This window comes from Pantoea sp. F_5, from assembly GCF_008631595.1.
Lineage (GTDB): Bacteria > Pseudomonadota > Gammaproteobacteria > Enterobacterales > Enterobacteriaceae > Pantoea > Pantoea gossypiicola.
Genome location: NZ_VWUO01000006.1, coordinates 90003 through 104388, shown reverse-complemented (window position 1 = coordinate 104388; position 14386 = coordinate 90003). Strand labels below are relative to the sequence as shown.

Annotated in this window: 10 protein-coding genes and 1 pseudogene; 8 read left to right on the top strand and 3 right to left on the bottom strand. The window is 55.9% G+C overall.

What is annotated here, in order from left to right; all coding sequences use genetic code 11:
- Positions 1-136 precede the first annotated feature (136 nt).
- Positions 137-1888, top strand: a complete 1752-nt coding sequence (ggt, locus tag F3I44_RS09930; RefSeq protein ID WP_150011156.1) for a gamma-glutamyltransferase — start codon at positions 137-139, stop codon at positions 1886-1888.
- 105 nt (positions 1889-1993) lie between these two features.
- On the opposite strand, the pseudogene F3I44_RS09925 reads toward ggt, so the two are convergent.
- Positions 1994-2489 (bottom strand): annotated as a pseudogene (locus F3I44_RS09925) (GNAT family N-acetyltransferase).
- 347 nt (positions 2490-2836) lie between these two features.
- Between F3I44_RS09925 and F3I44_RS09920 the strand changes: the two are divergent.
- From F3I44_RS09920 to gntU, 4 genes are all read left to right on the top strand, one after another.
- Positions 2837-3532 carry a pirin family protein gene (locus F3I44_RS09920; protein ID WP_013359331.1) on the top strand — a complete coding sequence of 232 codons (696 nt, stop codon included), beginning with the start codon at positions 2837-2839 and terminating at the stop codon, positions 3530-3532.
- A 102-nt stretch (positions 3533-3634) separates the two neighbouring features.
- The gene (gene gntR, locus F3I44_RS09915; protein ID WP_013359330.1) at positions 3635-4630 is read left to right on the top strand and encodes a gluconate operon transcriptional repressor GntR; all 996 of its coding nucleotides are present in this window, start codon (positions 3635-3637) and stop codon (positions 4628-4630) included.
- A 140-nt stretch (positions 4631-4770) separates the two neighbouring features.
- On the top strand, positions 4771-5307 hold the full coding sequence (gene gntK, locus F3I44_RS09910) for a gluconokinase (protein WP_150011154.1): 537 nt from the start codon (positions 4771-4773) through the stop codon (positions 5305-5307).
- A gap of 2 nt (positions 5308-5309) precedes the next feature.
- A complete protein-coding gene (gntU, locus tag F3I44_RS09905; protein WP_150011152.1) occupies positions 5310-6650 on the top strand; it encodes a gluconate transporter in 1341 nt (446 codons plus the stop codon).
- Between the two features lie 50 nt (positions 6651-6700).
- On the opposite strand, the gene F3I44_RS09900 is transcribed toward gntU, so the two are convergent.
- Positions 6701-7294: a YhgN family NAAT transporter gene (locus F3I44_RS09900; protein WP_013359324.1), complete on the bottom strand. Its 594-nt coding sequence runs from the start codon at positions 7292-7294 to the stop codon at positions 6701-6703.
- Between the two features lie 217 nt (positions 7295-7511).
- Here F3I44_RS09900 and asd point away from each other — a divergent pair, with 217 nt between their 5' ends.
- The gene (asd, locus tag F3I44_RS09895; protein ID WP_150011150.1) at positions 7512-8621 is read left to right on the top strand and encodes an aspartate-semialdehyde dehydrogenase; all 1110 of its coding nucleotides are present in this window, start codon (positions 7512-7514) and stop codon (positions 8619-8621) included.
- Positions 8622-9244: 623 nt separating this feature from the next.
- On the opposite strand, the gene F3I44_RS09890 is transcribed toward asd, so the two are convergent.
- The gene (locus F3I44_RS09890; RefSeq protein ID WP_150011148.1) at positions 9245-9469 is read right to left on the bottom strand and encodes a hypothetical protein; all 225 of its coding nucleotides are present in this window, start codon (positions 9467-9469) and stop codon (positions 9245-9247) included.
- A 749-nt stretch (positions 9470-10218) separates the two neighbouring features.
- Between F3I44_RS09890 and glgB the strand changes: the two genes are divergently transcribed.
- Positions 10219-12402: a 1,4-alpha-glucan branching enzyme gene (gene glgB, locus F3I44_RS09885; RefSeq protein WP_150011146.1), complete on the top strand. Its 2184-nt coding sequence runs from the start codon at positions 10219-10221 to the stop codon at positions 12400-12402.
- Complete coding sequence (glgX, locus tag F3I44_RS09880; protein WP_150011144.1) at positions 12399-14381, top strand: glycogen debranching protein GlgX; 1983 nt, start codon at positions 12399-12401, stop codon at positions 14379-14381. Before glgB ends, glgX begins: the two co-directional genes overlap by 4 nt.
- The last annotated feature ends 5 nt before the right edge of the window (positions 14382-14386 follow it).

Below are 14386 nucleotides of genomic sequence, written 5' to 3'. Positions count from 1 at the left end.
ATAAGTTTACGCGATATCACAGACCTTACTTTCAGATGTATTCCTGATTTGACTTAACCCCGGTTATTTTGCTGTATTTGTAGGCACTTGCAGAAATGATAAAAAAATGTAAATAACAACATGGGGTGGTGGCAGGATGAAAATGCAGCAGACAGTGCGTCAGCTTAGCTGGTCGCTGGTGATGAGTTTTACCGTGGTGGCAGGCGCGAACGCCGCCCCCACTCAGGCTCCGCCGGTCTCCTACGGCGTAGACAGTGATACCTTTCACCCGGTAAAAGCGCAGCACGGCATGGTGGCATCGGTGGATGCGCTGGCAACCCAGGTGGGCGTAGACATTCTGCGTCAGGGCGGTAATGCGGTGGATGCCGCGGTCGCCGTGGGCTTTGCGCTGGCCGTGACCCATCCTCAGGCGGGCAACCTGGGCGGAGGCGGTTTTATGCTGCTGCGCACCGCGTCTGGCCGCGCTACCGCTATCGATTTCCGTGAAATGGCACCGGGCCACGCGTCGCGCGACATGTTTCTGGATAAGCAGGGCAACGCCGACAGTAAGCTTTCACTGACGTCACACCTTGCTTCCGGTACACCAGGCACCGTCGCCGGACTGGCGCTGGCTGCGCAGAAATATGGCACCCTGCCGCTGAGCACTCTGCTGGCACCGGCCATCAGACTGGCGCGTGACGGTATTCCGGTCAACGATGCGCTGGCGGATGACCTGAAAACCTACGGCAAAGAGGTGCTGATTACCCATCCCAACAGTAAAGCGATCTTCTACAAACCGGACGGCACGCCGTGGCAGAAGGGCGATCGGCTGGTGCAGAAAAACCTGGCTCACAGTCTGCAACTGATAGCCCGCCAGGGGCCGGATGCCTTTTACAAAGGTGAAATCGCGGATGAGATCGCCGGCGAGATGGCGCAACACGGCGGGCTGATCAATAAAGCTGACCTGGCGGCCTATCGCGCGGTCGAGCGAACGCCCATCAGTGGCACCTACCGCGGTTATGAAGTCTTCTCCATGCCGCCGCCGTCATCCGGTGGTATCCACATCGTGCAGATCCTCAATATCCTGGAGAACTTCGATCTGTCGAAGATGGGCTTTGGCAGCGCTGACGCCATGCAGGTGATGGCGGAAGCGGAAAAATATGCCTACGCGGACCGCTCGGAATATCTCGGCGACCCCGATTTCGTGAAGGTGCCGTGGCAGGCGCTGACCAGTAAAGCCTATGCTAAAACGCTGGCGCAGCAGATCGACGTGGCGAAGGCACGACCTTCCAGTGAGATTAAACCGGGCAAGCTCGAACCTTACGAAAGCAACCAGACCACCCATTTCTCGGTGGTGGATAAGCAGGGCAATGCCGTTGCGGTGACCTACACGCTGAACACCTATTTCGGCAGCGGAATTGTGGCGGGCAAGAGTGGCATCCTGATGAATAATGAAATGGATGACTTCTCTGCCAAGCCAGGCACGCCAAATGTCTACGGGCTGGTGGGCGGGGAAGCGAATGCGGTGCAACCGGCGAAACGTCCATTGTCATCGATGTCGCCAACCATCGTCGCTAAAGGGGGCAAAACCTGGCTGGTGACCGGCAGTCCGGGCGGCAGCCGCATTATCACCACGGTGTTGCAGATGGTGGTGAATAGCATCGATTTCGGGATGAACGTGGCGGAAGCCACTAACGCGCCGCGCTTCCACCATCAGTGGCTGCCGGATCAGTTGCGGGTGGAGAAGGGCTTCAGTCCCGATACGCTGCGTCTGCTGGAAGCCAAAGGTCAGCATGTGAAGGTGCTGCCTGCGATGGGCAGTACCCAGAGCATCATGATTGGGCCGGATGGCATGCTGTATGGCGCGTCTGACCCGCGCAGCATTGATGATTTGAGTGCGGGTTACTGATACAAAACTGACCTCGTTTCCTGTGCAGGCGCTGACTGACAGCGCACTGTGCCAGGGTTTTCAGCACAAAGGGCACCAGCAGGTGCCCTTTTTCATCATCACAGGTCAGGGTTTGATCCGCGCCATAGAGTACGCATCGATCAGTTCACCGTGCCGCATGGCGAACCCGCGCGCCGTTCCCTCAATCTCAAAACCAAAACGCTGATAAAGGGCGATGGCCGGAGCATTGTCGACGAACACTGTCAGCTCCATCCGGCTCACCTGTAGCCAGTTGTCGCACAACGAGACCATTTCATGCATCAGCGCAGTGGCGACGCCACGCTTCCGGTAACGTTCATCCAACGCCCATCCCCAGCGAGGCAGTGTGACGGCGTCTGGGCCGCTCTTCTACGTGCAGCGCACACTGACCGACGACGTCCTCATCAATACAGGCCACCAGCAGGTGCGAATGGGGCTGTGGCGTAGCGAGGCGGGTCTGCCACATCTGCAGCGATGAGTAAGGCAGATGCAGCGTGCTGGCCTGAGTATCTGGCTGACTGTAAATCCTGTGCAGCGCAGCAGCATCTTCTGGCATGACGTGGCGGACAACGATTTCACCCATGGTCGCTCCTTTAGCCCATAAAAACCTTTTAAACATCAAGGTATTCAGATCGTTAATCAAGCTAAAAATGTGAAAATGACTTTACAGACGCGAATGATAATGATTATTATTGCCATGCATTTCCGGTAGGTCGCCCGACAGCCTGGAAAAGCACGACATTGCTCACATTGCTTCCAGTATTATTTCGCCAGCTTAAATGCTGGCTTTTTTTTGCCTGCACTTCTTCAATGCTTTTCAGCCACTGCTTCACACTCATTCAATGAATTTGAACAGAGGCGTGAAGTTTTTCAGCTATCAATCAAACCGCCTCATAGACACACTATAAAAAACATTGAGGAGATTTGAACATGATCTATGTACGCAAAGCTGAAGAACGCGGTCACGCAAACCATGGCTGGCTGGATAGCTGGCATACCTTCTCTTTCGCCAGCTATCACGATGCGAACTTCATGGGGTTCTCCGCGCTGCGGGTCATCAATGAAGATGTGATCGATGGCGGTCAGGGATTTGGCACCCATCCGCATAAAGATATGGAAATCCTGACCTACGTGCTCTCCGGTACGGTTGAGCATCAGGACAGCATGGGCAACAAAGAGCAGATCCCGGCAGGAGAGTTCCAGATCATGAGCGCCGGTACCGGCGTGCGTCACTCGGAATATAACGCCAGCGAAAGCGAACCGTTGCACCTCTATCAGATCTGGATCATTCCTGAGCGAACCGGCATTGAGCCACGCTACGATCAGCGCCGCTTCCCGGATGTGCAGGGACGTCAGCTGGTGTTAAGCCCGGATGCCCGTGAAGGATCGCTGAAAGTTTATCAGGACATGACCTTATCGCGCTGGGTACTGGCAGCCGGTGAGCAGGATAACGTCGCGATTGATGCGGGACGTCGTATCTGGATTCAGGTCGTGAAAGGCGATGTCACCGTTAACGGTAACGCGGTCACCACCAGCGACGCCCTGGCGATCTGGGACGAAAGCGCGCTGACGATTGAAGCCAGTTCGGCTGCCGAAGTTCTGCTGTTTGATCTGCCACCCGTCTAAGCAGATAACGGGCGCGACTCGTCGCGCCCGGTTAGGAATTTTGTGACAGAAAAGTGATAGACTCATCGTACTTTAGCTTTCAGGGCGATCCCAGGCGCTACGATGAAGAAGAAAAGACCGGTATTACAGGACGTTGCCGATCGCGTCGGCATTACAAAAATGACCGTCAGCCGTTACCTGCGTAATCCTGAGCAGGTCTCTGTTGCTCTGCGGGACAAGATTGCAGTGGCACTGGATGAGCTGGGTTATATCCCCAATCGCGCCCCCGATATGCTTTCTAACGCGACCAGCCGTGCCATCGGCGTACTGCTGCCATCACTCACCAACCAGGTCTTTGCTGACGTTCTGCGCGGCATTGAAGCCGTCACTGACGAAGCCAACTATCAGACGCTGGTCGCCCATTTTGGTTACAACCCGCAAAAAGAGGAGCTGCAACTGCGCTCGCTGCTGGGCTGGAACATTGATGGCGTTATCCTCACCGAACGTACCCATACGCCAGGCACGCTGCGTATGCTGGAAGTGGCCGGTATTCCGGTGATTGAGGTGATGGACAGCGTTACACCCTGCCTGGATATGGCGGTCGGCTTTGATAACGTCGAAGCGGCCCGGCAGATGACGCAGGCGATCCTCAGTAAAGGGCATCGTCACACCGTCTACCTCGGCGCACGTCTTGATGAACGTACGCTGCAAAAGCAGCGCGGTTATGAAATCGCCATGCGCGAAGCAGGTCTGACGCCGCACAGCGTGATGATGGAGGATGCCTCATCATTCAGCGCCGGTGGCGATTTGCTGCGTGAGGCGCAACGCCTCTATCCTGAAACGGATAGCCTGTTCTGTACCAATGATGACCTGGCGGTCGGTGCGATGTTTGAGTGTCAGCGCCAGGGATTGCAGGTACCCACTCAGATGGCGATTGCGGGTTTTCACGGCCATGATATCAGTCAGGTCGTCACACCACAGCTGGCGACAGTGCTGACGCCGCGGGACCGCATGGGGCGTGAAGCGGCGGCAATGTTGCTGGCGCGTATTGCCGGTGAGAGCAGTGATGATCCGCTGCGGGATATCGGTTTTGAGATCAGTGAGGGTGGTAGCATCTGATTGTGGCGTTTTTATGAGTCAGCTCACACTTTCATGCTTTTCCTGGTAAAAAGGTTGCCAGGCTGTTAACCGGCCAGGAGAATGAGAAACGACATTGTTATCGGTAACATTGGCAAATTCTCACCTGCCGGAGCAGAAAAATGACAACGCAATCCCCGTCACATCACGTCTTTATCCTGATGGGCGTTTCAGGCAGCGGAAAATCTGCCGTCGCCAACCAGGTTTCTCACCAGCTCACTACGGCCTTTCTTGACGGTGATTTTCTCCACCCGCGCGCCAACATCCTGAAGATGGCCGATGGTCATCCGCTGGATGACAGCGATCGCCAGCCATGGTTACAGGCGCTGAATGATGCCGCGTTTGCCATGCAGCGCACCCAGGCGATCTCCATCATTGTCTGCTCAGCCCTGAAAAAAAGTTATCGCGACATTCTGCGTCAGGGCAATGACAACCTGCGTTTCGTCTACCTGAAAGGCGATTTTGACACCATCGAAGCCCGCCTGAAGGCGCGTAAAGGCCACTTCTTCAAGCCGCAGATGCTGGTAACCCAGTTTGCCACGCTGGAAGAGCCGGGCAGTGATGAGCCGGATGTCCTGGTCGTGGATATCGCCCATTCACTGGACGAGGTGGTGGCGGCTACGGTTGCGACTATCCAGGACGCTATCAGCCAGGGTTAGAGATGAATACCGCAACACTCGTTTTGACCGCAGCAGGCTCTGTCCTGCTGCTGCTTTTTCTGGTGATGAAGGCACGGATGCACGCCTTTGTCGCGCTGATGTTAGTCTCCATCGGTGCCGGGTTATTCTCCGGCATGCCACTGAACAAAATCGCGGAAACTATGCAGAAGGGGATGGGCGGCACGCTCGGCTTCCTCGCCATTGTGGTCGCGCTGGGCGCGATGTTCGGCAAAATCCTGCATGAAACCGGTGCCGTGGATCAAATCGCTATCCGAATGCTGAAAACCTTTGGTCAGAGCCGCGCCCATTATGCGATGGGGATTGCCGGTCTGATCTGCGCGCTGCCGCTTTTCTTTGAGGTGGCGGTGGTGCTGTTAATCAGCATCGCGTTTGCGGTGGCGCGGCGTACCGGCGGCAATCTCGTGAAGCTGGTGATTCCGCTGTTTGCCGGTGTGGCCGCGGCGGCGGCGTTCCTGCTGCCCGGACCGGCTCCAATGCTGCTGGCTTCACAGATGCACGCGGACTTCGGCTGGATGATTCTGCTGGGTCTTTGCGCGGCGATTCCGGGCATGCTGATTGCCGGGCCGCTGTTTGGCAACTTCATCGGCAATCACGTGACGTTCAGCGCACCGCCGGAAGATCATCAGCCGGATGTCGATGAGAGCAAGCTGCCGTCCTTTGGCTTCAGCCTCTCACTGATCCTGTTCCCGCTGGTGCTGGTCGGCCTGAAAACTATCGGCGCACGCTTCACGACCGAAGGCACCACGCTGTACGAGTGGCTGGAATTTATCGGCCATCCTTTCACTGCCATTCTGCTGGCGCTGCTGGTGGCGATTTATGGCCTGGCTTACCGCCAGGGTATGAATAAAGAGCGGGTGATGCAGGTGTGCGGCAGCGCGCTGCAACCGGCCGGGATTATCCTGCTGGTGATTGGCGCAGGCGGCGTGTTCAAGCAGGTACTGGTGGATTCCGGTGTGGGGCCAGTGCTGGGTAATACGCTGACCGGCGCAGGTCTGCCGATTGCGCTGGCCTGCTTTATCCTGTCGGGCGCGGTGCGTGTGATTCAGGGGTCGGCGACGGTCGCCTGTCTGACCACCGTGGGGCTAATCATGCCGGTGATTGAACCGCTGCATTACAGCGGCGCGCAACTGGCGGCGCTGTCCATCTGCATCGGCGGTGGCTCTATCATCATCAGCCATGTGAACGATGCCGGGTTCTGGCTGTTTGGTCGCTTCACCGGGGCCAGCGAAGCGGAAACGCTGAAGACCTGGACGCTGATGGAGACCATTCTCGGGACTGTGGGCGCGGTAGTAGGGATGATTGCTTTCGAACTGCTCTCTTAATCATGCCGTTTTTGCGCTTCCCCGGCATTACGGGAAGCGCAGACCTTTCCCTACAGCTTCAGATAGGCCCGGATGCCGTCCAGAAACATCTGGGTCGCCAGCATAATCAGTATCAATCCCATCAGACGTTCCAGCGCATTCACACCCTTATCGCCCAGCAGACGCAGGAACAGACCTGACATCAGCAGAATAGCGACCGTTACGCCCCAGGCGATCAGCAGCGCGCCTACCAGATGCGACATCTGATGCGGATACTGATGCGACAGCAGCATTAATGTGGCCAGTAGCGATGGCCCGGCCACCAGCGGAATTGCCAGCGGTACGAGGAACGGCTCTTCGCCCGCCGGTAAGCCAGAACTGCTGCTTTCGGCCGACGGAAAAATCATCTTGATGGCGATCAGAAACAGGATAATCCCGCCGGAGATCGACACGGTCTCAGTGCGCAGATTCAAAAACGCCAGGATGCGTTCGCCGGTAAACAGAAACAGCAGCATGATGATTAGGGCAATCAGCATTTCGCGGATTAGCACCACCCGCCGCCGTTTCGGCTCCAGATGCTTTAAAACCGACATAAAAATCGGCAGATTGCCCAGCGGGTCCATAATTAACAACAATAATATTGTTGCTGAAATCATTTCAGTCATCGGTTCTACGCCATGTTGTTCGCGAAAAAACGGAGTTATTAGTTACGCTGCTGAAAAAGTTAGCGTAATCGAATTAATTCACTTGCTACCCGGCCTGCATTTTGTAGAGTGAGGGGACATAGGTAAACCTTATTATTACGCAGAGCGGCGTGAAAATAGCACGCGGCTCTCTCCTCTGAAATGAAAAGCAGGTGTAACTGCCTTAGACGGACACGACATGAAGAACGTAGGTTTTGTTGGTTGGCGCGGTATGGTTGGCTCAGTGCTGATGTCCCGCATGAGTGAAGAGCGTGATTTTGATGCAATCAATCCGGTCTTCTTCTCGACGTCGCAGCATGGTCAGGCGGCACCCGCGTTTGCGGGCAAACAGCAGGGCACCCTGCAGGATGCATTTGATATTGAGGCGCTGCGCGCGCTGGATATCATTATCACCTGCCAGGGCGGCGACTACACCAGTGACGTCTATCCAAAGCTGCGCGCCAGCGGCTGGCAGGGATACTGGATTGATGCGGCCTCCACGCTGCGCATGAAGGATGATGCCATCATCATCCTCGATCCGGTTAACCATGCTGTGATTCGCCAGGGCATCGACCGTGGTATCAAAACCTTTGTCGGCGGAAACTGTACCGTCAGCCTGATGCTGATGTCACTGGGCGGCCTGTTTGCGCAGGATCTGGTTGAGTGGGCGTCGGTTGCCACCTATCAGGCTGCCTCTGGCGGCGGCGCGCGGCACATGCGCGAACTGCTGACCCAGATGGGTATGCTGCACGATCACGTTGCGCCTGCGCTGCAGAACCCGGCCTCCGCCATCCTCGACATCGAGCGTAGCGTGACCGACTTCACCCGTTCCGGCACCTTACCGACCGACAACTTCGGCGTACCACTGGCAGGCAGCCTGATTCCGTGGATCGACAAACAGCTGGAAAACGGTCAGAGCCGTGAAGAGTGGAAAGGCCAGGCGGAGACCAACAAGATCCTCGCTACTTCAAAGGTTATCCCGGTTGATGGATTATGCGTGCGCGTCGGCGCGCTGCGCTGCCACAGCCAGGCGTTTACGCTGAAGCTGAAACGCGACCTGCCGCTGGCTGAAATTGAGCAACTGCTGGCCTCTCACAATGAGTGGGTCAAAGTGGTGCCAAATGATCGCGAGCTGACGATGCGGGAACTGACGCCTGCCGCCGTTACCGGCACGCTGACTACGCCGGTTGGCCGTCTGCGTAAACTGAACATGGGACCGGAATATCTCTCTGCCTTCACGGTAGGCGACCAGCTGTTATGGGGCGCTGCCGAACCGCTGCGTCGCATGCTGCGGTTGTTAATCGACTAACCAGCAGATATCGCCTGAGTCATGCCGATTGAATAACACAAAATGATCGGCTAACCGCTGATCGCTATGCGAAAGCCCGTAATCATCATTGATGGTTACGGGCTTTTTTGTGTTCATTAAGCCTCTGGATGATTTTCTGGGTCTCAGTGGAAAGGTTCTCTGCGATTTATGACTTGTTGCATCAGTCATGGATGGCCTTAGGCAAAGACGGCACAGCGATATGAATATTCTGTTGCTGCATAATGGAGAATGTAGCTTCTTAGAAATAGAGAAAAGATACAAAAGAAAAAAGCCCCGTAGGGCTTTAGCTTTTATGATTGATTTTGTCGGCTACGGCATTCACGACACCAGCTTTGATTGGTTGCTCCTGAAGGTACCGTCCGGTAACCGAATAATGTCAGTAATTCGGTAGCGGTCCTGGCTGTTGTTTGTTTGCAGTTAGGGCAGGTATGAGGAAGTGTTACTGCTCCTGACATTAAGCCTCCGGTTTATTTAGGTTTGTGAACTGGAAGAGTCGGATGTTTTGGTTTCGTCGGAGGATTAACGTGATGTCGCCTGTCGTCATTTCCGTCTTCACGCTTTGGTTTTGGTCCTGGTTTGATTTCTAAAATCGTCATTTTTCCTTAAGGATAGTTGCGCCAGTGGTCTGGTATGTCGCGATTCTGGAGATGACGTTCGCGAGCAACGTGAACAGCAAAATCCATTTCAATAGCCCAATCTGCAGCCTCTTTCTGAGTATTTGTTTTTTTAACCACCTCACCATCGACAATTACAACATGATGTTCAGTTGTCGCTTTTTTATCCGATGATTTTGGGCGATGTTCAATATATGCATGTTTCTTATTCATTACTTTTCTCCTTGTCAGTCGCTGTGTTAAAAATTTCTACATCTATCCATATAATTTTGAACTGCATACATTTATTAAATCCACAATAATTTTGTGGTTATTAGGTTGCGTTCACAATTTAGCTCTTACTCGCCTGTGATACAGGGCAGGCAGCACGAAAGATGCTGAGAAAAGTGAAGCACAGGTGCCCTGCATCCTGAACATTACCTACTCTTATCGCTGAGCCGATTATAAACATGTCGTTAACCATCGCTTTACAACACGTTATCGGGTAGCTTTTCTCCATCGCCATCTGCGCTCATCATGCCGGATGTCTGACATTGTCCGGCGGCAGAGACGCTGTTCCAGTCCGGTGATAAAAGCAGCGTCTTCCATCCGGACGCTACGGGCAGCATAAATGGCACTAATGCGCGGATTTATACGGCCTTTTTTATCTGTTTCGTACACGAAGCAACCTGCCGTTTCGCTTACTAAGTGATCAGCTTCCCTTTTTTGCCGCTCGCTAAAGAATATTTTGCTTAAGTCCATGGCAACTGCCGCGACCAAGCTATGATTTAACCATGATGTGCCACAGGTCACCCTTGTGCTTTCCGGACTAAATGGTTGTGGTACACGACAAAAAAATTTTCCCACGGAATGGCCTGACTTCTTTGTCGTTGTACGTATGGCTCAATGAAGAGCAGCGCAGGTGAAGCGCGACAGGCTATGTTGCGTTCATTTCGGCTGCCAATTATCACAGGAAGAAAGTCATGTCAGAGCTTCCCGATCGCGATGCGATCAATGCCCTGTTTGCGGGTAATTATGCCGACCCTTTTTCGTTACTAGGGATGCACCGAACTCAGCAAGGCCTGGAAGTCAGGGCATTGCTCCCCGAAGCGCTCGAAGTGTGGGTCATTGAAACCTCCACCGGACGCAAACTGGCTCAGCTGGTGTGCGAGGATGCACGCGGCTTCTTTAGTGGCGTGATTCCGCGCCGTAAAAATCATTTCCGCTACCAGCTAGCGGTGAACTGGCACGGCCAGCAAAATCTGGTCGATGATGCCTACCGCTTTGGCCCGCTGCTGCAGGAGATGGATCTGTGGCTGCTGGCGGAAGGAACACACCTGCGTCCTTACGAGACGCTGGGCGCGCATGGCGACGTCATTGATGGCGTCTTCGGCACCCGCTTTTGCGTCTGGGCACCCAACGCCCGTCGCGTCTCAGTGGTTGGCGACTTCAACTTCTGGGATGGCCGCCGTCATCCGATGCGTCTGCGTCAGGAACTGGGCATCTGGGAGCTGTTTGTACCGGGCGCGGTTAACGGCCAGCTCTACAAATATGAAATTATCGACGCCAATGGTGATCTGCGCATCAAAGCGGATCCTTACGCCTTTGAAGCGCAGATGCGCCCGCAAACTGCGTCGATGATCTGTGGCCTGCCAGAGCCGGTTGAGATGAAAGAGGAGCGTAAAGCCGCCAACGGTTTTGACGCGCCCATCTCCATCTATGAAGTGCATCTGGGCTCCTGGCGTCGTCACACCGACAACAACTTCTGGCTGAGCTACAAAGAGCTGGCTGAACAGCTGGTGCCTTACGTCAAAGAGATGGGCTTTACCCATATTGAACTGCTGCCGATTAACGAACATCCGTTTGATGGCAGCTGGGGCTATCAGCCGCTGGGCATGTATGCGCCGACCCGCCGTTTTGGAACCCGTGATGAGTTCCGCGCCTTTATTGACGCCGCTCATGAAGCGGGTCTCAACGTGCTGCTCGACTGGGTACCGGGTCATTTTCCCAGCGATGATTTCGGTCTGGCGCGCTTCGACGGCACGCAGCTCTATGAGCACAGCGACCCGCGAGAAGGCTTCCACCAGGACTGGAACACCCTGATTTACAACTTTGGTCGCCGGGAAGTGAGCAACTACCTGTCGGGCAATGCGCTCTACTGGACCGAACGTTTTGGCATTGATGGCCTGCGCGTGGATGCGGTCGCCTCCATGATCTACCGCGATTACAGCCGCAACGAAGGGGAGTGGGTGCCGAATCAATTCGGTGGCCGTGAGAACCTCGAAGCGATCGAATTCCTGCGTTACACCAACCGCACGCTCGGTACGGTGGCGTCCGGGTCGGTAACCATGGCTGAAGAGTCAACCGACTATCCTGGCGTGACGCGTCCGACCGAAGGCGGCGGGCTGGGCTTCTGGTTCAAATGGAACCTGGGCTGGATGCACGACACGCTCGACTACATGCAGGTCGATCCCATCTACCGCAAGCACCATCACAACCTGATGAGCTTCGGCATGATGTACAACTACACCGAAAACTTTGTGCTGCCGTTGTCGCATGACGAAGTGGTGCACGGTAAGCGCTCCATTCTCGATCGTATGCCGGGCGACGCCTGGCAGAAGTTCGCTAACCTGCGTGCCTACTACGGCTGGATGTGGGGCTTCCCCGGCAAGAAACTGCTGTTCATGGGCAACGAATTTGCTCAGGGCCGCGAGTGGAACCACGACGTCAGCCTGGACTGGCATCTGCTGGAAGGCGGCGATAACTGGCATCACGGCGTGCAGCGTCTGGTGCGCGATCTCAACCACACCTATCAGTACTACACGCCGCTGCATCAACTCGACTTCGATCCGGCAGGCTTTGAGTGGCTGGTGGTCAACGATGCGGAACACTCCGTCTTCGCCTTTGTCCGCCGCGATCGTGAAGGCAATGAAGTGATCGTCGTGAGTAACTTTACCCCGGTGCCGCGTCCGGGCTATCGCTTTGGCGTTAATCAGCCTGGCTACTGGCGTGAAGTGCTGAATACCGATCAGCATGAGTATCACGGCAGTGACGTGCGTATTCATCGGGTGCATACCGATGAGCAGGAAAGCCACGGACGACCGCAGTCGCTGAGTCTTGATCTGCCACCGCTGGCAACAGTCTGGCTGGTGCGGGAGGCTGAATGACTATTACTGCCGGCGATCCCGAACCGCTGGGTGCCAGTTACGATGGTAAAGGCGTTAACTTCACCCTGTTCTCACAGCATGCGGAGCGCGTAGAGCTCTGCCTGTTTGATGAACAGGGCGCAGAACAGCGTTTTGACCTGCCTGGCCGCAGTGGGGATATCTGGCACGGTTATGTTCCGGCGTTAAAACCGGGACAGCGCTACGGCTATCGGGTCTATGGCCCCTGGTCGCCGCAGCGGGGACATCGCTTTAACCCGGCAAAGCTGCTGGTTGATCCCTGCGCCCGCGCGGTGGAAGGCGATGTTCCGGATGACCCGCTGTTTCAGGGTGGCGAAGCGCAGCCCGATCCGCAAGACAACGCGGCCATTGCGCCAAAGTCACGGGTGGTGGCGGAAGATTTCGACTGGCAGGACGACGTCGCCCCGCGCACCCCGTGGGGTAACACGGTGATTTATGAAGCGCACGTGCGCGGCCTGACGAAGCAGCATCCGGAAATTCCGGAAACGCTGCGCGGGACTTACGCGGCGTTGGGTCATCCTGTTATGGTGAACTACCTGCGCGATCTCGGCATTACGGCGCTGGAGCTACTGCCGGTGGCCCATTTTGCCAGCGAGCCGCGCCTGCTCCGGCTCGGCCTGAGCAATTACTGGGGCTACAATCCCTTTGCGCTCTGGGCGGTCGATCCGCGTTACGCCTCTGGACAGCCAGGCGTGACGCCGCTGCAGGAGTTTCAGCAGGCGGTAAAAAACCTGCACGCCGCGGGTATCGAAGTGCTGCTGGATGTGGTGTTCAACCATACTGCTGAACTGGACGAGATTGGCCCGACGATCTCAATGCGCGGTATCGACAATGCCAGCTACTACTGGCTCGATGAGCAGGGCGGTTATCAGAACTGGACCGGCTGCGGCAACACGTTGAATATCCACCATCCGCAGGTGATGGCATGGACCTTAGAGGCGCTGCGCTACTGGGTACGGGTCTGCCACGTAGACGGCTTCCGCTTTGACCTCGCACCGGTACTGGGCCGTACACCCGATTACCAGCGTGATGCACCCTTTTTCGAGGCGATACGCGCCTGTCCGCTGCTCTCTCAGGTCAAGCTGATTGCGGAACCCTGGGATATCGGCCCTGACGGCTATCAGGTTGGCCGTTTTCCGCCGCCTTTTGCCGAGTGGAACGATAAGTTTCGCGACACCGCACGTCGTTACTGGCTGCACGGCGACGTAAGCAACGGCGACTTTGTCCGCCGCTTTGCCGCCTCCAGCGATCTCTACCAGCATGATGACCGGCCGCCACACGCCACGGTTAACCTGATCACCGCCCATGACGGCTTTACGCTGTGGGATGTGGTGAGCTTCGAACGTAAACACAACGAAGCGAACGGGGAAGATAACCGTGATGGCCACGGTGATAACTACAGCCACAACCACGGTAAAGAGGGGCTGAACGTCAGCTTTGACGTGATCGAACGCCGCCGTCGCAGCGTACGGGCACTGCTCACCACGCTGCTGCTGTCACAGGGCACGCCAATGCTGCTGGCGGGCGATGAGCGCGGCCATACGCAGCGCGGCAACAACAACGCCTACTGTCAGGACAACGCTCTGAGCTGGCTTGACTGGCAGGCGGATGAGAAGGGATTAGTCGGATTCACCGCCGCACTGATTGCTCTGCGCCAGCGCATCCCGGCGCTGACCGCAGATCGCTGGTGGCAGGACGGTGACGACAATGTGCAGTGGCTCAATGCCGGTGGCCAGCCACTGCAGCACGATGAATGGGCACAGGGGATGCACAGATTGCAGATCCTGCTGTCCGGCCGCTGGTTAATAACAATAAACGCCACGGATACGGTGAATGACATCGTGTTACCAGACGGAGAATGGCGTGCCCTTCCTCCTTTCGCCGGGGACGACAACCCCATCCTGCTAACTGTCTGGCATGGTCCCGCACACGGTGTGTGCGTGTTCCAAAAGCAATCATAAGGAGT

What these genes read in the sequence shown, in the direction of transcription:
- ggt (WP_150011156.1), top strand. Translation starts at nt 137, where the DNA reads ATGAAAATGCAGCAGACAGTGCGTCAGCTTAGCTGGTCGCTGGTGATG.
- F3I44_RS09920 (WP_013359331.1), top strand. Translation starts at nt 2,837, where the DNA reads ATGATCTATGTACGCAAAGCTGAAGAACGCGGTCACGCAAACCATGGC.
- gntR (WP_013359330.1), top strand. Translation starts at nt 3,635, where the DNA reads ATGAAGAAGAAAAGACCGGTATTACAGGACGTTGCCGATCGCGTCGGC.
- gntK (WP_150011154.1), top strand. Translation starts at nt 4,771, where the DNA reads ATGACAACGCAATCCCCGTCACATCACGTCTTTATCCTGATGGGCGTT.
- gntU (WP_150011152.1), top strand. Translation starts at nt 5,310, where the DNA reads ATGAATACCGCAACACTCGTTTTGACCGCAGCAGGCTCTGTCCTGCTG.
- F3I44_RS09900 (WP_013359324.1), bottom strand. Translation starts at nt 7,294, where the DNA reads ATGACTGAAATGATTTCAGCAACAATATTATTGTTGTTAATTATGGAC.
- asd (WP_150011150.1), top strand. Translation starts at nt 7,512, where the DNA reads ATGAAGAACGTAGGTTTTGTTGGTTGGCGCGGTATGGTTGGCTCAGTG.
- F3I44_RS09890 (WP_150011148.1), bottom strand. Translation starts at nt 9,469, where the DNA reads ATGAATAAGAAACATGCATATATTGAACATCGCCCAAAATCATCGGAT.
- glgB (WP_150011146.1), top strand. Translation starts at nt 10,219, where the DNA reads ATGTCAGAGCTTCCCGATCGCGATGCGATCAATGCCCTGTTTGCGGGT.
- glgX (WP_150011144.1), top strand. Translation starts at nt 12,399, where the DNA reads ATGACTATTACTGCCGGCGATCCCGAACCGCTGGGTGCCAGTTACGAT.